This window comes from Collimonas sp., assembly GCF_035566375.1.
Taxonomy (GTDB): domain Bacteria; phylum Pseudomonadota; class Gammaproteobacteria; order Burkholderiales; family Burkholderiaceae_D; genus Collimonas.
Map to the genome: position 1 here is coordinate 1 of NZ_DATMRK010000029.1, position 19,969 is coordinate 19,969.

The 19,969-nt window shown below is 56.1% G+C and carries 15 protein-coding genes; 12 read left to right on the forward strand and 3 right to left on the reverse strand.

Going from position 1 to position 19,969, the window contains the following annotated elements:
* Nucleotides 1-769: porin (locus VNZ60_RS08140; RefSeq protein WP_325657939.1), on the forward strand; the 769-nt coding region annotated here is incomplete at its 5' end.
* Between the two features lie 60 nt (nt 770-829).
* Here the strand turns inward: VNZ60_RS08140 and VNZ60_RS08145 are convergent.
* Nucleotides 830-1,318 (reverse strand): GFA family protein, encoded by a 489-nt coding sequence (locus VNZ60_RS08145; RefSeq protein ID WP_325657941.1) that lies wholly within the window; start codon nt 1,316-1,318, stop codon nt 830-832.
* Between the two features lie 308 nt (nt 1,319-1,626).
* On the opposite strand from VNZ60_RS08145, the gene VNZ60_RS08150 reads away from it, so the two are divergent.
* The 8 genes from VNZ60_RS08150 to VNZ60_RS08185 all read left to right on the forward strand — a co-directional run bounded on the left by VNZ60_RS08150 (nt 1,627) and on the right by VNZ60_RS08185 (nt 12,452).
* Nucleotides 1,627-4,281: a type VI secretion system Vgr family protein gene (locus VNZ60_RS08150; RefSeq protein WP_325657943.1), complete on the forward strand. Its 2,655-nt coding sequence runs from the start codon at nt 1,627-1,629 to the stop codon at nt 4,279-4,281.
* A gap of 128 nt (nt 4,282-4,409) precedes the next feature.
* Nucleotides 4,410-6,098 carry a lipase family alpha/beta hydrolase gene (locus VNZ60_RS08155; RefSeq protein WP_325657945.1) on the forward strand — a complete coding sequence of 563 codons (1,689 nt, stop codon included), beginning with the start codon at nt 4,410-4,412 and terminating at the stop codon, nt 6,096-6,098.
* Between the two features lie 23 nt (nt 6,099-6,121).
* Nucleotides 6,122-7,396, forward strand: a complete 1,275-nt coding sequence (locus VNZ60_RS08160; protein WP_325657947.1) for a T6SS immunity protein Tli4 family protein — start codon at nt 6,122-6,124, stop codon at nt 7,394-7,396.
* A gap of 20 nt (nt 7,397-7,416) precedes the next feature.
* The gene (locus tag VNZ60_RS08165; protein ID WP_325657949.1) at nt 7,417-7,680 is read left to right on the forward strand and encodes a PAAR domain-containing protein; all 264 of its coding nucleotides are present in this window, start codon (nt 7,417-7,419) and stop codon (nt 7,678-7,680) included.
* Between the two features lie 436 nt (nt 7,681-8,116).
* Nucleotides 8,117-9,409: a T6SS immunity protein Tli4 family protein gene (locus VNZ60_RS08170; protein WP_325657951.1), complete on the forward strand. Its 1,293-nt coding sequence runs from the start codon at nt 8,117-8,119 to the stop codon at nt 9,407-9,409.
* 20 nt (nt 9,410-9,429) lie between these two features.
* Nucleotides 9,430-10,935, forward strand: coding sequence for a T6SS immunity protein Tli4 family protein (locus tag VNZ60_RS08175; RefSeq protein WP_325657953.1), 1,506 nt, complete (start codon nt 9,430-9,432; stop codon nt 10,933-10,935).
* A 20-nt stretch (nt 10,936-10,955) separates the two neighbouring features.
* The gene (locus tag VNZ60_RS08180) at nt 10,956-11,219 is read left to right on the forward strand and encodes a PAAR domain-containing protein (RefSeq protein ID WP_325657955.1); all 264 of its coding nucleotides are present in this window, start codon (nt 10,956-10,958) and stop codon (nt 11,217-11,219) included.
* Nucleotides 11,220-11,360: 141 nt separating this feature from the next.
* Nucleotides 11,361-12,452: a T6SS immunity protein Tli4 family protein gene (locus VNZ60_RS08185; RefSeq protein ID WP_325657957.1), complete on the forward strand. Its 1,092-nt coding sequence runs from the start codon at nt 11,361-11,363 to the stop codon at nt 12,450-12,452.
* A gap of 89 nt (nt 12,453-12,541) precedes the next feature.
* On the opposite strand, the gene VNZ60_RS08190 is transcribed toward VNZ60_RS08185, so the two are convergent.
* On the reverse strand, nt 12,542-14,365 hold the full coding sequence (locus tag VNZ60_RS08190) for a phospholipase D-like domain-containing protein (protein ID WP_325657959.1): 1,824 nt from the start codon (nt 14,363-14,365) through the stop codon (nt 12,542-12,544).
* A gap of 321 nt (nt 14,366-14,686) precedes the next feature.
* Between VNZ60_RS08190 and VNZ60_RS08195 the strand changes: the two genes are divergently transcribed.
* Entirely contained in the window at nt 14,687-16,195 is a 1,509-nt protein-coding gene (locus VNZ60_RS08195) for a chitin-binding protein (RefSeq protein ID WP_325657961.1), read from the forward strand.
* A 62-nt stretch (nt 16,196-16,257) separates the two neighbouring features.
* Here the strand turns inward: VNZ60_RS08195 and VNZ60_RS08200 are convergent, their stop codons facing one another.
* Nucleotides 16,258-16,938 carry a GntR family transcriptional regulator gene (locus VNZ60_RS08200; protein ID WP_325657963.1) on the reverse strand — a complete coding sequence of 227 codons (681 nt, stop codon included), beginning with the start codon at nt 16,936-16,938 and terminating at the stop codon, nt 16,258-16,260.
* A gap of 296 nt (nt 16,939-17,234) precedes the next feature.
* On the opposite strand from VNZ60_RS08200, the gene VNZ60_RS08205 reads away from it, so the two are divergent.
* Nucleotides 17,235-18,410 carry a hypothetical protein gene (locus tag VNZ60_RS08205; protein ID WP_325657965.1) on the forward strand — a complete coding sequence of 392 codons (1,176 nt, stop codon included), beginning with the start codon at nt 17,235-17,237 and terminating at the stop codon, nt 18,408-18,410.
* Nucleotides 18,411-18,428: 18 nt separating this feature from the next.
* Nucleotides 18,429-19,955, forward strand: coding sequence for an AMP-binding protein (locus VNZ60_RS08210; RefSeq protein WP_325657966.1), 1,527 nt, complete (start codon nt 18,429-18,431; stop codon nt 19,953-19,955).
* Nucleotides 19,956-19,969: the final 14 nt, after the last annotated feature.

The following is a 19,969-nucleotide window of genomic DNA, read 5'->3' on the forward strand; positions in this document are numbered from 1 at the left end:
CACCACCAACGGCAGCGCCTTGTTCAATCGCCGTTCCTACGTCGGCTTGAACGGCAGCGCCGGTTCGATCAAGTTCGGCAAGAACCTGTTCATCGTCAATGACGTCTGGTACCTCGATCCTACCGGCCAGCAATTCCTGAGTACCCAGAATCTGGTGAATGGGCGCAACTGGCCAGGCGCCAACAACGTGATCGAGTATCAAACCCCAACCTGGGGCGGTTTCAACGCCACCTTGCAAACCAGCCTGGGCGAACAGGCCGGTTCCACCAAAGCCGGCCGCAAAGACGGGGTTTCTTTGGTCTACACCACCGGCGGCCTGGAGTTGCGCGCCATTTACGATGTGATCCGCGACAGCAGCGGCCATTACACCGACCTTTACACCGCCTCCAAGGACCTGATTGTCGGCGGCACTTACACGGTGGATAAACTGAAACTGTTTGCCGGTTACGAAAACCTGTCAGCACCGGATACCGCCATCGCCACCGCTGCCGACAAACTCAATCACTACTGGCTGGGCGTCAACTATGCGGTGACACCGGCGTTGACCTTGATCGGCGCTGCCTACCATAACAAGCTCAACCACGATGCCGGCAGCGCCAGCCTGTTCATGGTCGGCGCCAACTACAATCTGTCGAAACGCACCTTGTTGTATGCCGCCCTCGGCACCGTGCGCAACAAGGGCAATGCCGATTTCGCCACCGAGTTCGACAACCCTCTGCCGGGACACGGCCAGAACGCCAGCTACGTTGGTGTCAGCCATTCTTTCTAAATTGTTGCAACCATCCGGCTTGCCGATCGACAAGCCGGCGCGTGCCTTCCCGGAGGCACGTCACTTGAGCAGGCCGAGGCGCTGATGCCATTCAAACAAAGACTCATGCGGAAATTCGGCGAACTGCTTGTCTTTGCGGCCGGCCTGGACTTCTACCCACGGCGCTTTATAGGCTAACAGCAGGTGGGTATGCTCGGGCGCTACCGGCAGCGGTGTATCGATGGCGGAGGCAAACGGGTGGACCAGTTCCGGCCACTCCGGGCTGTAAAGCCAAAGCGCGCTGCCGCAACGCCGGCAGAAATGCCGTTGCGCGCTACTGGTATGGAAACGCGTTTCACCTTTTCGTTTGAGTCTGGCGTGGTAGACGCTGACGTCGTCCTGGCCTTGCACCTTCAGGGTCCTGGCGTCGCCGCCGATATTCACGGTATAACCGCCGCCGCCCTGTGTCTTGCGGCAGATCGAACAATAGCAGCGCTGGTAGGGGTAGGGCGTGTCGCTATCCAGACTGAAGCGGACAGCGCCGCAATGGCAGGATCCCTTGAGCTTCATGCTTTTCTCCCGGTTGTAGTTTGTAGCCATTTTAAAAATAAATCCGCACTACGGCTAGGTACTGCTATACGGCTTCAATCGTCTCGTGTGGTTTCGGGATGGCACAACCACACACAGCTTAATCATCCCGCCTGATTAATTTCCCCCCTGGACCAGATGCCGGGGTTCATTCCATTAGTCCAGCGCTGACCGTTGTTTTATTGACGTCAGTTATTTGTGAAATATTGTCTCACGTCAATAAATAGCGATTATGACAATAAAAAGCTGCTAATATTCAAGCTCAAATCTTTCCCTCCAGGAGTTTGGTCGTGTCTTCTTTGCTCACCAATATTGCCGATTCGCTACTGAAATTTAGCCAGGAGCGCCGCATCCTCCGAGTGAAATTTGCCCCTAATGCCGGCTTTTCCGCCGACGCCTTTCTGCCGCATCAGCTCACTGGCAGCGAGGGCATATGCGAGGCGATGGACTATCGTTTGCGCTGCCTCACCACCGATATCGGCGTACCGCTTAAATCGCTGATCGGCGTGCCGCTGGCCATGTCGATAGAAAACGACCAGGGCGGCCAGCGCGACATCTGCGGGATCATCACAGGGGCATCGGAACTGGCCGCCGATGGCGGCTTTACGCTGCTGGAGCTGCATATAGAAGACGCCCTGTCGATCCTGCGCCACCGCAGCACCTGGCGCATCTTCCGCAATCAGTCCATACGCGACGTCACCGAAACCATACTGACAGAACATCTCCATCGCAACAGCGTGCTGGCGCGCTCATTCCAGTTCAGTACCGACGGCCTGAAAGAAACGTATGCCGCACGCGAATTCAGGATGCAGGCGGGAGAAAGCGATTTCAATTTCCTGACCCGCATATGGCGCCGCGAAGGCATCTGCTGGTATTTCAGCCACGCTATCGATGGCGACTCGCCGGTGCATACCTTGCACTTCGCCGATTCGCCCAATGCCTGGAAAGACAATCCCGCCGGCAGCATCCGTTTTCACCGCGCCGACGCCACCGAGAGGACAGACACCATTACCGCCTTCGAGTCGCACCGGCAATTTGTGCCTGGCGCCTATCAGGCCGCCAGCTACGACTACAAGGCAACGCGAAACAACAGCGCTACCGAACTCTCGGCGATCAACCAGGGCAAGGCTGGCAATGCCCTGGCCGCCGGCCTCACCAAATATCACTACGCCGCGCCGCATGCGGCAGACAGCCAGGAAGAGTTCGAGCGCGTCGCGCGCAAGCAGATGCAGGCCTATGAGCATCTCAGCAAGCATTTCTGCGGCGAAGGCGTCGTTCGCGCTCTCAGCGGCAGCATTGCCACCGTGTTTGCGCTCACCGGCCATCCCGAGATCGATACCCATTCGCAGGACGAACGACGCTTCGTGCTGACGCGCATCGAGCTGTCCGCACGCAACAACCTGCTGCTGGATTCGACCGTGCGCAATGCGCTGCATCTGGACGTGGAAGGGCCGATTTACAGTAACCGCTTTGAATGCGTCCGCGCCAATGTTCCTATCGTCCCGACCTACGATCCCGCTTGCGTACCGAATGTCGGACCGATCAGCGTGCGCGTCACTGGCAATGGCGATAAGGAGATCGATGTAGACGATCAGGGGCGCATAGCTGTAAGGTTTTTGTTTACCCTGCCGGAAGAACACGCCAAGACTGGCGCCTCGGATACAGCCAGCGATTCAGCGCGCCTGCGGGTCGCTTCGCCTTGGGCCGACGCCGGCTTCGGCGCCACCTTCTGGCCGCGTGTGGGCAGTGAAGGCATCGTTTTCTTCCTGCAAAATGATCCAGATAAACCGGTGTTCATGGCGAATATCAATAACGCCAGCAGGACGCCCACGCGCTTTGCCGGCAAAGGATCGTTGCCGGGCAACTCGGCGCTGTACGGGATTCGCTCGAAGGAAGTCAAAGGGACAGGCTTCGGAGAGCTCCTTTTCGACGATAGTACCGGTGAAACAAAAACAAAATTGTCATCCGAGGTCGGCGCCACGCAGCTCAATCAAGGCTGGATCGGCCACCCGCGCACGGATGGCAGTTCCGAGAAGCGAGGGGAAGGACTAGAAGCGCGCACGGATCTTGCCGGAGCCATCAGAGCCGCTCAGGGCCTCTTGATTAGCACCGACGCCCGGCCCAATGCGAGCGGTCAAGTATTGGATCGGCAGGAATTGATAGGCCAATTGGAAACGGCGCTGGCCATCGCTAAACAGCTGGCAGAACTTGCGACTACCCATGAGGCCGGCGGCACCGACACAGCTCCTGCTCAGAAACTCGTTGACGAGATCAAAAACTGGGATACGGACAAACCGGGCGGCGCGGCGGCAATCGCAGTGTCTGGCGCGGCTGGTGTCGCTGTATCCAGCCCCAATTCAGTGACGACTGCAGCTGGCACCAACCTGGACATGATCGCAGTCCAGGACGCCAATCTGAGCGCAGGCCGCAAGGTGCAGGTGCGTGCCGGACAAGGCTTGTCGATGTTCGTGCCTCAGGAAGACGCGAAACTGATTGCTGCAACCGGCAAGATCCAGGCTCAAGCGCAGGCAAATGAAATGGAGCTGGGCGCAGCCAAGCGCATGCACGTCTATTCGCTCGAATCGCTGCTGTTCGAGGCGCCGCAGATTGTGCTGCGTACTGACGGCGCGGAAATTATCATCGGCAACGGCAAGATCGTGATGTCCTCGTCGGCGCCGGTCGAAGTCAAAGCACCGTCGTTCAACTTTGGTGGCGGCGGCGGTGGCAATACGGATCTGCCCAACATGCCGCATTCGACGCTGGCTACCGATGAGCGGATCGCGTTTTCCGGACGTAGTGGCAAAGGCCGGGAAAACCTTCCGTATGAAGTCCGCGACACCGCCGGCGCCGTGCAGGACGCCGGTAAATCCGCTGCGAACGGCGCCACACAAAATACCATCACGGACAGCGTCATCAAGGCGTTGACCGTGCATCTGAAACCTTGAAGGTTCGATAAGACATGAGTGAACCAGTTCTCCCGGAAGCCACGCGCCGATTGACGCTGCAGTTCGATAAAGACGGCGAACCGACCTTCGCCACAGTCTGTAGCCCGAAAAGCTTTAGGAGTAGATCCGTGGCCGTCGTGCCGCCGCGCCATGTGATTCCTGTGATTTTTGTACCGGGCATCATGGGAACGAATTTGCGCGGCAATGCGAAGTCCGATGGTTATAAAAATAAGTCCGCTTGGGACCCACCTAACGGAAAAATGGCCGGTCTGGCTGAAGGCGGCTCACGCACATTCCAGAGCGCCGTCGAGCGGCAAAAGCAGATGAATCCGGATACTACCGAGGTAGACCCGACTGGCAAAATATCCATGCCTCGTGGCGTCGATACGCTCACGGCAGAAGAGGCTCGGCGCAGAGGGTGGGGGGAATTGCATTGGGATAGCTACGGCCAGGTGCTGACCGAGCTGGAGCGCTCTCTCAACGATCAATACATCAATCCCGGCACAGCCAACCCTGAAGAAATGGATGTGTGGAAATTAGCCAAAACCTTGAAAAAAGGAAAGCCAGGTAAAGAGGAAGATATTCTCAAGACCTGGAACCCGATTAAAGGAGACGTAACTGGGCTGACCAATGCTGAGTTCACGCGTTTGGATGATTACTATTATCCGGTGTGGGGGTGTGGTTACAACTGGCTGCAAAGTAATGAGCAATCTGCACAAACTTTGCTGAAACGGATCGATGAGGCGTTGGCCTGGTATGGCAAAACCAAATATTTCATCCCGGAAGGCAAGGTCATCATCGTCACCCATTCGATGGGCGGCATGGTGACTCGCAGGGCCGCACAATTGGGCGGTGACAAAATCCTTGGCGTGGTGAATAGCGTACAGCCCGTTGGTGGTGCGCCAGTCGTGTATCGTCGTTTCCGTGCCGGCACTGAGGTCGGCGGTATGTTCGATCTCCCGGGCGCAGTGGCGGCAGTAATTATTGGATGGAGTGCAGCGGAAATTACCTGTGTTATGGCCAACTCCGCTGGCCCGATGGAGCTACTTCCGACCAAACATTTCCCGCAAGGTTGGCTCCATATGGAAAGAAAGACTAGCAGTGATCGCGAGCAGCTAATCACTCTACCTATATCGGATCCTTACGAAGAAATTTATTCATATCGTGTGCAAGATCGTTGGTGGGGAATGATTGATGAAACCTTGATTGATCCCGCAGGATCAATTGCAAAGCTGGGAGCAAAGCCAATCGAGAATTTTAATAAGGTCCTAGATATGGCGAGGGATTTCCACGACAAAGCCGGACTTTACAGCCATCCAAATACATATGCTCATTACGGTGCGGATGCCAAACAGATTTCTTTCGGTAGTGTGCATTGGGTCACCGCTGCGGACCTGCCGAGCGGCGTAAAGACAGGATTGATCGGGTTACCTACTGAAAGATGGACTAAGTATGGTAAAGCAGAGGTCGGCACTGAAAATGACGGGATAACTTTCAAGCTACAAGATAAAACAAAGCCGAAGAGCGACGATGACCCGGATGCGGGTGATAGCACGGTTCCCGTTCAGTCTGCGGCTCTCGTTGGTGAAAATGCGACGCATGTTTTCAAAATGAAAGGTTTTGACCATGCCGCGAGTTACAAGAATGAAAACGTCATCGAGAATGTGCTGTATTGTCTAGGGAAAATTATTCAGGGCGCGATACCTGCCAAAGACTTACCACAAAACAAAGGAGAAACATGTTCCGCTCCCGCCCCGACTTCCGTCATCGACTCGCCCGATTCTGTTTCGCAGGCATCGCCTGCTTCGGCCTCCTGACCGCTTACGCCAAGGAATCTGTGATGAGTGAAACAAAAACATATTGTGTTGGCCGTTTTCTGGTCGACGCCCCAAAAGAGGCCGAGATTAATGGGCAAGGCTATGAATTCATGTTTGGTCGGATTGAGTCAGAACGTAGCGGAGTCGATGCGAAGGGCTTTACAGCGCTAATGGAAAAACGTGAGGCAGATATAAAATCCGGTGCATTGGAAGGAAAATATCAACTCACAAAAACGTTAACTCCGTTACCAAACTCACGACTTTTTGTTGCGTCAAGAACTCTGTTTCGGAGCACGGCTTATGCCATCGATACGCATCGGTTAGATGGTGGAATATTATTCTCGATGAAACAGGACTCATTCGGCCCAGAAAAGATTGATTCTGTAGTTGACCGCTTACAAAAAAATCTACTCGCTCATCTGCGCGCCCGCCAATCCAACGAAATACCGACTGAGCCAGGTTTCTGCATCAAGGATGGCTTCATTGCTGACGATGGGAGCAAAGACCAGGCCGAATATGGCCAGATCGGTTTCCGTTTCAAGGCATGGCCGGACGTCTTGATCGTTTTCACGACGAGAGAAAATGGCGAAAAGCTCGACGATACGTTGCTTGAGCGCTATGCTAAATCACCAATTCACACGGAATACGCGGACGTCATTGGTCGCATAAAAACATTCCGCAAAGGCGATCGCAAAGTCGGCTCGTTGGCTGGTGAGGAAATAGTGCAAGCATATCCGACCGATGCCGGTTATTTTATTCACCAGTTTGCCTGGGATTCACCTGGTCAACCAAACGCCGCATTTTCGCCGAATGTCCATGTCGAGATGTTTACCGGACAGGGCCACGCTGGCGAGCGCACTGTTCGCCCGTCGCTGACAGACGACCAGGCCATTAAACTTTTTGACAGTGTCGTCAACTCAATCCGTCTGCGCCCGACAGGCCCGGTCAAAGTCAGCAGTGCGGAGCCGACGTCACCACAAGCGCCATTGGGTGAGATTGTCGCTACCGGCTCGATATGCCCGCAGACTGGCTGGTGGCAATGCGTCGAAACCGGAAATGTTGACGGCGGCCGTCGACGTTTCTTCAAAGCTGGCGAAGCGATGCCAGCCGCGCTGCTTCTTGGGGATGCCAACATCTGGCAATCGTTACGTGGTCAGCGGCCTAGCCACTCCCTAAACACAGTGTGGTCACTGGTCGCTTATGAGGAAACGGCGGCTGCGCCTGTTATAGCTACAGCTAAAACTGATGCTCCCGATGTGCCAGGGGCTTCGCTTCCTGATCAACCACCCCCGGGCTAACTAGTGCAAATGGAGGCCACATGCCAAATGTAATCAGGCTCGGCGATGCAACCGACCATGGCGGCAAGGTCGTCTCTGCCAGCGCTCCGTTCATCGTCGAAGGGATCGCGGTGGCCCGCGTTGGCGATGTGTGCACGTGTCCGATCCAGGGGCATACTGTTTGCGTCATCGTCGAGGGCGACCCGAATTTCATGGTGGGTGGCTTGGCAGTGGCATTCGATGGACATAAAACAAGTTGCGGCGCGAGTCTGATTTCCAGCCTGTCGAATTTTGGCAAATCTTGATATCGGTGGCCATCAACGCTAAATATCAACGACTGACAATCAATGTGCGAACCGAAATCGGCCGGGAAATACTTGCCGCCATCGGATAAGCGGGACGACTTCGTGAAGCCGTCAAGCCTGGGAATTAAGCATCAAGCCACTGCTAAACATGGATGACGCATGAGGCCTGTTCAAATTCCATGCGAAGTGTGTCATTTTGCGTCAATCCATTACCGGCGATTTTCCCCTGAACCCCGAGCGGCGCGAAACCTTGGCGTTTTGCGAACTGCGTTGAAAAAGCCGCACATATTATTCAAGGCGCGATACCGGCAAAAGATCTACCACAAAGTAAAGGAGAAACATGCACCGCTACTGGTACCCCCACCGATTCGCCAGACTCGGCTTCGCGATCTTCACCGGCTTCTGCCTCGTGACTGGTCATGCCAAGGATACTGCGATGAATAAAGTATCTAGCATCTGTTTCGGTCGTTTTCTGATCGATTTGCCGGAAGGCAGCCAAGTGAAAGAAATTGGGCAACAATCTGAATTCATGTTTGGCCCAGTTGTATCAGAGGGGCCAGAAGTCGATGAAAAAAAATTTGCTGCGCGGATGGACAAGCGAGAAGCAGAACTTAAAGCGGTTACCGAGACCGGCGAATATAAATTCTCGAAATCTCTATCGCCATTACCCAACACCAAAATACTTGTTTCATCAAGAACACTATTTGGAAGTACCGCATATGCATTCGACGCAGGGCGGGTAGTAAATGGCGAGCTATTTTCGATAAAACAAGAATCGTTCAGCGCCACGAAAATAGATTCCATCCTTGACGGTCTCCAAAACAAATTACTTCCTCAGTTGCGCATCCGTCAACCAGACGAAATTCCCGCAGAGCCAGGCTTTTGCATTAAGAGTGGTTTTATCGCAAGTGACGGTAGTGGACGTGCCCTTGAGGAGGCGCGAATCCAGATTAATTTTAAAGACCAACCAGATCTGTGGGTGTCCGTTTACAGTAGGACCGTCAACAATGCCGGGCAAAAAACTTTACTGCAACGTATCGCTAGCAATCCACTACCAGCGGAACTTGCATCGGTAGCTGGGCAGGTACGGAATTTGAGAGAAGGTGCTCACTCTGTAGGAAACTATGCTGGCGAAGAAACGTTGGATGTCATTCCTACTGAAGAAGGAGTCAAAGTTCATCACTTCGTTTGGGAGATCCAAGGTGCAATGAATGACCCGTTCAAACCGACTTTGCATCTGGAATTTTCTACCGGAAATGGGCAAGGGAAAGAAAAGGGGCAAAATGTTCGCCCAAAGCTGAGCGACGATCAAGCAATCAAATTATTCGACAGCATCGTCAATTCGATACGGTTGCGCCCAACAGGCCCAGCCAAAGTCAGTAGCGCAGAGCCGACGCTATCGTCGCCCCAAGCGCCATTGGGTGAAATTGTTGCTTCCGGCTCGGTATGCCCGCAGACTGGCTGGTGGCAATGCGTCGAAACCGGGAATGTTGACGGCGACCGTCGACGTTTCTTCAAAGCTGGTGAAGCGATGCCAGCCGTGGTGCTTCTTGGGGATGTCAACATCTGGCAATCGTTACGTGGTCAGCGGCCTACTCACTCCCTAAACACGGTGTGGTCTTTGGTCGCCTATGAGGAGGTACCGGCAGTACCTAGTGCGACCATTACTAAAACCGATGCCGACGACACCCCAGGGACAACACTCCCTGACAAGTCGACGCCAGGTTAAGTAAGGTAGATGGAGACCATGTGCCAAACGTCATCAGGCTCGGCGATGCAACCGATCATGGCGGCAAGGCCGTCTCGACATATTATTCAAGGCGCGATACCGGCCAAGGATCTGCCATAAAGTATAGGAGAAACATGTTCCGCTCCCGCCCCGGCTTCTACCAACGACTCGCCCGATTCTGCTTCGTAATCTTCACCAGCTTCGGCCTCCTGACCGCTTACGCCAAGGAACCTGTGATGAGTGAGACAAAAACCTACTGTGTAGGCCGCTACTTGATTGATGTGCCGAAAGACGCTGAAATCAATGGTCAAAGTAACGAATTTATATATGGACGAATTGAATCCGAAAAGACTCAGGTCGATTCGAAAGCTTTTGCTGCTCAAATGGAAAAGCGTGAGGCCACGCTTAAAGCTATCAATCCAGACAAAAGCAGGTCGTTGAAAGAAGCATACTCTGTTGGGCCGACCGGGAAAGTATTGGTGACCTTTGAAAATGTGTATGGCGACAAAGATTATGGTTTTGAGGCGTATAAACTGGACCACGATCGGCTGTTTTCTCTGAAGCAGAAAAATTTTGACGAGGCTGTGTTCCGCAACGAAGTCTCTAACCGCCTTAAAAATGATTTACTTCCTCATCTACGGAATCGTCAGCCTGACGAAATCCCGTCAGAACCTGGATTTTGTATAAAAGATGGGTTCATTGCCGATAATGCTGCCCAGACTCAATATGAGAATGCGAGCATTAGCTTCCATTTCCCACGCTGGCCAGATTTGGTCATTACTGTCAGTACGGCAACCGTAAATAAAGCCGGTGAGAAAACGTTACTGCAGCGAATCGATGGTCATCCATTGCCAGCAGTTTATGCGTCAGTTGCAGGACAGCTGAAAACGCTGCGACGAGGTACACATGATGTCGGTGGCCGTAAAGGAGAAGAAATTCTGGAGCTATTGCCGACAGACGAAGGGATTAAGCAGCATTCGTTTAGATGGGAGGCAAGTGGAACAAAAGACAAAGTCTTGTTGCCTGATCTCGTACTCGAATACGAAAGCGGCACTCCCCTAAATGGACATCCTCGACGTCCTACTTTGAGCGATGATGACGCTACCAAATTATTCGACAGTGTCGTCAATTCCATCCGCCTGCGCCTAACAGGCCCGGCCAAAGTCAGTAGCGCAGAACCGACACCATCATCGCCCCAAGCGCCATTGGGTGAGATTGTCGCTACCGGCTCGATATGCCCGCAGACTGGCTGGTGGCAATGCGTCGAAACCGGAAATGTTGACGGCGGCCGTCGACGTTTCTTCAAAGCTGGCGAAGCGATGCCAGTTGCAGTGCTTCTTGGTGACGCCAATATCTGGCAAACGCTACGTGGTCAGCGGCCTAGCCATTCCTTAAACACGGTGTGGTCTCTGGTCGCCTATGAGGAAGTGACGGCAGCACCTAGTGCGACCATTGCTAAGACTGATGGCGACGACACGCCAGGGACAACACTCCCTGACCAGCCGACCCCAGGTTCCCCAGGTTAATTGGCGTAGATGGAGACCACATGCCAAACGTAATCAGGCTCGGTGATGCAACCGATCATGGCGGCAAGGTCGTCTCGGCCAGCGCTCCGTTCATCGTCGAAGGAATCGCGGTGGCCCGCGTTGGCGATACCTGCATTTGCCCAATTCAGGGCCACACTGTTTGCGTCATTGTCGAGGGCGACCCGAATTTCATGGTCGGTGGCCTGGCAGTGGCGTTCGATGGACATAAAACAAGTTGTGGCGCGACTCTGATTTCGAGCCTGTCGAATTTTGGCAAATCTTGATGCCTGTTTAAATACTATGCGAATGATCTGAACCCCGAGCGGCGTGAAACCTTGGCGTTTTGCGAACTGCGTTGAAAAAGCCGCACATATTATTCAAGACGCGACACCGGCCAAGGACCCGCCACAAAGTAAAGGAGAAACATGTTCCACTCCCGCCCCGGCTTCTGCCAGCGACTCTTCCGAATCGGCTTCGCAACCCTCGCCGGCTTCGGCATCCTGACCGCTTATGCTAAGGAACCTGTGATGAGTGAAACAAAAACATACTGCGTCGGGCGTTTCCTGGTCGATGCGCCGAAAGACGCTGAGATTAATGGACAGGGTTATGAATTCATATTTGGCCGAATCGAATCCGAACGGACTGGGATCGATGCGAAGAATTTTGCTGCACGGATGGAAAAGCGGGAAGATGAACTTAGGGCTGGTAAGCAAAAAGACAAATTCAAACTAGCCGAGGTGCTTTCCCCTTCCGTCGATAGTAGAATTTTTAAGCTGTCACGTGCATTCGACCTTTTCCCAAATGATCTGCCATCGACTGGATTAGAGGCATATCGTTTAAGCCACGGCACAGTTTTTTCCATGGCGGCAACGGGCTTCGGTCAATCGTTTCCGCAGCTAGTTGAACGGCTAAAATCAGTTGTTCTTCCTGCGGTTCGGTCCCGCCAACCAGAGGAAATTCCTACCGAACCAGGTTTTTGCATCAAGGATGGGTTCATTGCTGACGATGGGAGTAAAGATCAGGCAGAATATGGTCAAATCGGTTTCTGCTTCAAGGCATGGCCCGACGTATTGATCGTCTTCACGACAAGAGAGAATGGCGATAAGCTCGACGACACGCTGCCTGAACGCTATGCGAAATCACCAATTCACACGGAATACGCAGACGTCATTGGTCGCATAAAAACATTCCGCAAAGGCGATCGCAAAGTCGGATCATTGGCTGGTGAGGAACTAGTGCAAGCATATCCGACCGATGCCGGCTATTTTATTCACCAGTTTGCCTGGGATTCGCCCGGCAAGCCCAATGCAGCATTCTCGCCGAACGTCCATGTCGAGATGTTTACCGGACAGGGCCATGCTGGCGAACGCACCGTTCGCCCGTCGCTGACAGACGACCAAGCCATTAAACTTTTTGACAGTATCGTCAACTCCATCCGCCTGCGCCCAACAGGCCCGGCCAAAGTCACCAGCGCAGAGCCGACACCATCGTCGCCGCAAAAAAAGGATGATGCGTAATTCCTTCAGTCACCTGCTTAAATACTATGCAAATGCGTCATTTTGCGCCAAACCGCCGCAGGCGATGTCCCGGCGCTCGGCACAAAACATCATGCAAACAATAAGCGATCGGTGTAATGAAAATCCGCAGGATTGAAATAAGGCTGGGCCCAAGCATCGGTGGTGGATAAAAACCAGCCGGCGGCAATCGCAGCCTGTTGTTTCGACGCCGGCATCTGTCCTTTGATTGGCGCCGGCGCATTCGCCGTCATCCGATTCAAGAACTGGAAATGATCCACCAGTCCCACCGCCTCGATGGCGAACACGGTGGCGATGTCGCCATCGTAGATCGCCAGCAGGTTATCGCCGTTCGCTTGCTCCCCGCCCAAGGCAAGGTTGGAGGAGCCGCAGTAAACCACCGGACTATCGCCATTGAAACCGCAGACGACAAATTTGTGGTGGATCTGGTGCCCGATACCGCCGATCGAGCGGACCTGGTCAAACGGTGGCGGCAGGATGGCTTTACCTGGCTTGCCAGTCACCAGCACCCCGGTTTTCTTGCCGGGCGCGTACAAGGAAATGCCACTGCTGCTGTCTGAAATCCCGTAGCTGAAAACGTTGTCGTCAGCGTGCAAATTCTTCAGCGCCGTGTAGACCGGGCTGGTCCCATTGTCGATCTCCATCACGGCGAACAGCACGCTGCCGTTCTTGGCCGGTCTGGTTGCTTCCTGTTGAATCCGTGCTGCGATATCGCCCAGATTTTTGCTGGCGAATTGCGCTGTGTGAGGCGCGAACGTGATGTCGGTCTGAGGCGATGCGCCCTTGGGGATCGAGAAGGTGGCCGATGAGAATGGCGATTGGAGATAGGCGCCCAGCTTGACACCGCCTTGCCATACGGTCTCGAACAATTGTCCATATTCGGCGGCTACGCTGGGGTCGTCGAAGACTATTACATGGTTGGAGTTGACATACAGGCCGGTAACCGAAAAATTGGTCGATCCGGTCAATACCTTCAGCGCGCTCTTCTTGTTAAAGGAAACGAACACCTTGTCGTGCGCGTAACGCTTGAAATGGCCGCGCAAGATAGCGGAGGGACTGCTGGCGACAGCTCGGAACTGCGTCTCGAATTCATCTTCAGGCGTCGCTTTTGCCGCCGAGTGATGCAGTGCGGCGTCGTCCAGGATGATGCGCAGGCGGCCTTGGCTGGCCAGCGCCAGCAAGATCTTGCATAGATCGGGTTCGTTCAGATCATAGGCGAACACATCGAGATATTGCGAGCTGTCTTGCAGCACTTCGTTCAAGAATTCGAAAATCCGTTCGCGCGCAGTCAGCCCGAGCCAGGCGTATTCGTCGGCAAAGGTGTACTGGGCGCCGGCAGCATCGGTGCCTGACACTTGCGCGGTATCGAACAGCAACTCCTCGTTTTTGGGACGGATCAGCGCATTGACGCCGAAATGATGGGTAAAGGCTTGGGACTGTGTATAGCCGCGAGTAAAGCCGAGTTTGAGATTGTTTTTTGCAAACGGCCCGACATAGGCGCTGAGCGCTACCCCTAGCGTCGCATCCAGCGCAAGCAGCGATTGCTGGTCGTCAAAGTAGCGCGGGAACACGGTATAGGTGTAGTCCCCGAAAAAAGGATTTGTCCCTTGGTGAGCCGAGCCCGGCACATGCAGCCAGCGGAATTTGTGGATGGGCGCATTGACGCTTGAATTCGACGGCTCGCGGGGATCCTGGGCATGCGCGCTGGGGTTCTCGAATTGCAGCGTGTTGTATAGATAGTACGGCGCCTGGCCCTTGGGCTGGCAGCGGATCGTGAAACCCGCCAGGTTCCTGGCGCTTTGGGGTTGCAGCAGGTTGAACGCTAACAGGGTCTTGCAATCGCCGATGTGAGCGGTGACGGACAGCAGCTGGGATTGATCTGTGACAGACGCCATTGTGATCCTCCAAATTTAAACTGTTGTAGTACGTCCAACTCTGCTTCAAACAGAACGCAGCTAACTGGGGTCAGAGTGAACTTTCTGCGGGCTTTTTGCAGAAAGTTCACTCTGACCCCAGTTAGCGGGCCACGGAGTACCTGCGTCATCGCTGAAGAAGTAGAAGACCACCTAGTGCGCTCTGTCTTTCTCCGAATCCGTCAAGTGGGGTCAGAGTCAAGTTTCGCGATGAGGCACTGCGAAAGTTGACTCCGACCCCAGATGACTCTTACCGTGGCAATGTCATGAATTATGAAACTCTGAATAATTGAGGAGGGACACATGGGAACAACACGCAGCAAAACAAGCGCCTTCAACATCTGCTTGCTAGGCCTGGCCGGCGCCATGCTGACAGCTTGCGGCGACGGCAGTTCGCCGGGCGTTGCCAGCGCAAGCCTGCAACAGGTCTCCGCCAAAGCCAGCGCCCCGGCTTGCGCCGCCGCCTGGAGCGCCACGGCCATCTATGTCGGCGGCAATAGCGCCAGCTACAGCAACGTTAACTACACTGCAAACTGGTGGACGCAAGGGAATAATCCATCGACCGATAACGGCGGCAGCGGCAGCGGAAAACCGTGGACTTCTACCGGCGCCTGCGGCAGCTCGACGCCGCCGGTTACGCCGCCACCCGTCACGCCAACTCCCGGCGCCACCACCGGCGCCATCAATTTCCACTTGCTGCTGGGCGCAGGCGCCGCGCAAGACCAGCTGCTTCTGGACGGTGGCAATTACAATGACTTGATCATGTCGAATATCATCGCCGGCGTCATGTACGGCCATCTGGTGCAGCAATACTATCCCGGCATACGGTTCCAGAAAGACTATCTGTACGGCTCGATCATGGGCCAGCTGCTGCAGGAAAACATCGCCACCGGCTTGTATACCAACACTAGCGACCTGATCGATCCGTCGCCCGACCAGCAGGCGGTGATGGGCGCCGGTCAGGGCGGCCCCTACCAGATCAACAATTACGCGGCCGACATGGTTTCCGGTTCCTACACGCCGGGCGGCCACTCGCTGATCAACTACGTCGCCATCCAGAAAAACATCGGCTACACAATGGCCGCCGCGCCTCAGCAATACGCCAAGGTGACGCCGCCGTCGTTCAACAACAAATACTACGGACCGATGCTGACCGCGTATTTTCATTACAACGATTTTGTGGCGCTGATACTGACCGGTAAAGGCGCTGGCGGCTGGACCACGCCGTGGCAACCGTACTACGACAATGCATTGGCCAACTTTACCAAACTGCCGAATAATTTCTTCGATGTGTTGCTGAACGTTGCCTACAACCAGGGTTACTACGGCACGCTGATGACCAGCTACAGCAAACTGGGCGCGACTGCTACCGCGGCAACGGTCAGCAGCGTCAACGCCTACAGTTCGGTGTGGGGTGTGAGCGACACTTACCAGCAATACCCGTATCAGGTGCGCTACTACCTCGACCAGCTCTACGACAACCCGATCCCGACCACCAGCGCCACTACCTTCGCCACGCCAGCCAACCATGTCGCCTTCAATATCCCGGCACTGGAAACGGTGTTCTCGAACGTATTCCAGACCTTGGCTTACGTCAACAGTGCGGGACAATCGGTCTATATTTCGGCGGCCCAGGCGCAGACTGCATTCAACAGCGCTTTGACCTCGACCGCGGTCAGCGCCAGCGCCACGCTGGATTTGAGCACCACAGCCGATCGCGCGAAAATCTTCGGCATCCTGGAAGCTGCGATCGCTAATCTGGAAACCAATCTGAATACCAGGTTCAACGCCACCACCAACATTCAGCTATAGCCCAGCTATAACCTGAATAGCGCGGATGGGTCGGATCGCTCCGGCCCATCCGCACAGGCAACTCACGCCATGACGTTTTCCACAGTGCGCGACAGAATGAAAACATAGTCGGCGAATTCCGGACGATGGATATCCAGATGCTGGAACATCAGATCTGCCGCCAGTTGCCCCTCGCCGGCCCGGATCGCGGCGGCAATCGCTACGTGCTCCTGCGCGGTGGCGCTGCGGCGCCCTGCCACCCGATGGATGTGCTCGCGATATGGGGCGGCGCGGCGGCGTAGCTGCTTGGCTGACTCTTCCAGCAAGCGATTGCAGCTGCCGGTATAGATGAGCTCGTGAAAACGGGTATTCGCCGAGGTGTAAACCGTGGCGTCGTCGCTAGCCGCGGCCAGCACGGTCTCATCAGCCAATTGCAGCAAACGCTGCACGTCGTCCGCTTTCATGCGGCGCGCCGCCAAGCGTGCCGAAGCGGATTCCATCACCGCCAGCATCTCGAACAACTCAAACACGCTAGCCAGCGAAATGCGGGCGACAAACACGCCTTGCCGAGCCCGGTGTTCGGCCAAGCCATCTGCCACCAGCCGGTTCAGCGCCTCCCGCACCGGTGTGCGCGAAACACCGAAACGGGCGCCGAGCTGGCGCTCATCCAGACGCTCGCCCGGCGGATAGGCGGCGCTCAGGATATCGGCTTCGATAGCGCGGCTGATGCGCTCGGCCTGCGAGACGCTCTCGTCTTGTGACATTGGATCTCCTCAGAAAGAAGCTGCAAATCATACAGGATTTCAGTTTATACGAGATCTGGCACAGTCACGCCACTCAAATTAAGAACCAAATTTATATTTTGGTATACCAAAATAATTTATTGGTATATATTTTTATCAAACGGCACCCTCCTGCCGACCTTTATCAGGCAGCGAGATGGCGGCAAAGCAGCATTTATCGACGTCGGCTGGCTTTATGTGAAAAACAGAGCGGCGTGGCTTGGACCCCAACAAATACAAGTTCTGGCATACCAGAACACCACACAGGAGACAGCACCTTGCCGCATTCCCGCTTCACCAGCGCCAGCGCAGAAGAGCGATTGGCCGCCCTTTTCGATTTCGCTTGCGCCATCCCGTTGGCTGCGCCGGCCTCAAGTTCAAACTCAAGCTTGCACTGCATGACCGGCACGGTCGATGGCCGCCGGGTGATCGCCGTGGCAACCGATCCCGATTGCGAAAAAGGCGTGTTCGGCATCGCCGAATGTGCTGACTTGCGCAACGCCATCGGATTGGCGCGCGCCGGCCAGCTGCCCTTGATCCTGCTGCTCGATTCCGCCGGCGCCCGGCTCTATGACGGGCCGCCGATTCAGGGCGCGCTGCGCTCAGTAATGACTGAACTGCTGGATGCTGGATTGGACGGCCTGCCCATCATCGCCCTGCTCGGGCGCAATGTTTTTGGCGGCGCCAGCATGCTGGCGTTCGCTGCCAGCCACCGTTGCTACGCGCCCGACACTTTGCTGGCGATGTCCGGCCCGCGCGTGCTGCAGGCTGCCGGCGCCATCGGGCGGGCTGAGGTCATCGCCGCCATCGACGGCAGCGCTCGCTGCGGCAGTAATTGCAGCAGTTCCGAACAACTGGTCGAGGATAGCCTGCGCAGCTACGCCGACGCCCTGCGGCAATGGCTGGCCGCTGGTCCCGTGGCGCAAGCGGCTAGCGCCATCGCCGACGAACGGCACAGCCTTGAGCAGCGCCTGCGCAGCAATCCGCGCGTAGCCGGCAAAGCGACCGCCATCGATTTTGATAGCGCCAGCAACACCCTGTCCTGTTGCGGCACGGCTCTGATCGGTGCGGCTGAGGTGCTGCACCTGGCCAGCGTGGCCGCCGCCGCAGACGGCGTCTTGGATCTGTATCTGGATTGCCCTGGCCACAGCGTGCAGCTGGGCGACGAGCGCCTGCTGCTGAGCCAGTATCTAGTGCATCTGGCCAAGACTCTGCGCCAGCGGGTAAGGGCTGGCGCGGCGCTGCATGTGCGTATCTGCGGCGCCATCTCCGGCGGCATCTATATTGCCGCTGCCGGCGCTGCCTCCACAGTGGATATCGCAGCTGGCGGCAGCGTCAGTACTTTGCCGCAATCGTCCCTGGACCACATCCTGACTCACCCTGCCGCCGCTACCGTTGCTGCCGACTTGCTTCAATACGCCGAATTCGGCATCGCCGACACCGTCTCTAGTTAACCCTGATCCTCCTCAACCATGCCCACCAACAACGCCAATCTGTTCGCCACCTTTGAAGCCATCGCCCGTGACGCCGGCGACGCCACTCTCATAGAATCCGGCAACGGCCAAACCCTCAGCTACGCCCAGATGCTCAGCCTCACGGCACGTTACGCCAACGCCCTGCGCCGTCTCGGCGTCGAGAGCGGCGACCGGGTCGCAGTACAGGTAGATAAATCGTTGCAGAATTTCTGCCTGTATCTGGCCACCCTGCGCATGGGCGCGATCTACCTGCCGCTTAACACTGCCTACCAGTTGAACGAACTGGAATACTTCCTGCAAGACGCCGCACCGCGCCTGCTGGTTTGCACCCCCGCCAATTACCTGGCCGCCAGCGAAATGGCCAGCCGCAACGGCGTCGCCCATACCCTGACGCTGGCCGCCGACGGCAGCGGCAGCCTGAATGCGCTGATCGCCAGCGAGGCCGATGAGTTTGCCACCAGCCAGATGCAGGCCGAGGATGTCGCCATCATCATCTACACCTCGGGCACCACCGGCCGCCCCAAAGGCGCCATGCTGACCCACGCCAACCTGCTCAGCAACGGCCGCGCCCTGACTCAGCTATGGGCTTTTAGCGAGCGCGATGTATTGCTGCACGCGCTACCGCTGTTCCACGCCCACGGCTTGTTCATCGCCTGCCATTGCGCCTTGCTGTCCAGCAGCCGCATGTTATTCCTGGATAAGTTCGACGCCGCTCAAGTCAGCGCCTTGCTGCCACGCGCCACGGTGATGGTCGGCGTGCCGACTTTCTACACCCGGTTGCTCGATCAACCAAGCTTCGATGCCGCCAGCGCCGCGCATATGCGCCTGTTCATCTCCGGTTCGGCGCCGCTGCTGGCGGAAACCAGCCGGGAGTTCCTGCAGCGCAGCGGCCATATCGTGCTGGAGCGCTACGGCATGACCGAATCCGCCATTATCAGCTCCAACCCCTGCAGCGGCGAACGGCGCATAGGCTCGGTCGGCCAGGCCATCGCCGGCGTCGAAGTGCGGATCGCCGATGGCGACGACCGGCCGCTAGGCTGCGACCAGGTGGGCGGGATCCAGATTCGCGGCAGCGGCGTGATGAAAGGTTATTGGCGCCAACCGCAAAAAACCGCCGAGGAATTCAGCGCCGACGGCTGGTTCCGCACCGGCGACCTCGGCATTCTCAGCAGCGACGCTTACCTGACCATCGTCGGCCGCGCCAAGGATCTGGTGATCTCGGGCGGCTACAACGTTTATCCGAAGGAGGTGGAACTGGCTATCGACGCCCTGCCCGGCGTCCTCGAATCGGCTGTGATCGGCGTGCCGGACCGCGATTTCGGCGAAGCGGTAACCGCTGTGGTGGTGCGTCAGTGCCCAGACCTTACCAGCGACGCCGTGATCACTCCACTTAAGGCTCAACTAGCCAACTACAAGGTTCCCAAGCAGGTTCACTTCATTGCCGAACTACCGCGTAACGCCATGGGGAAAGTGCTGAAGAACGTACTGCGCGAGCTGTACGGCAAACCCGGCACGGCGGCCTGAGCGCCGCCCCCAGA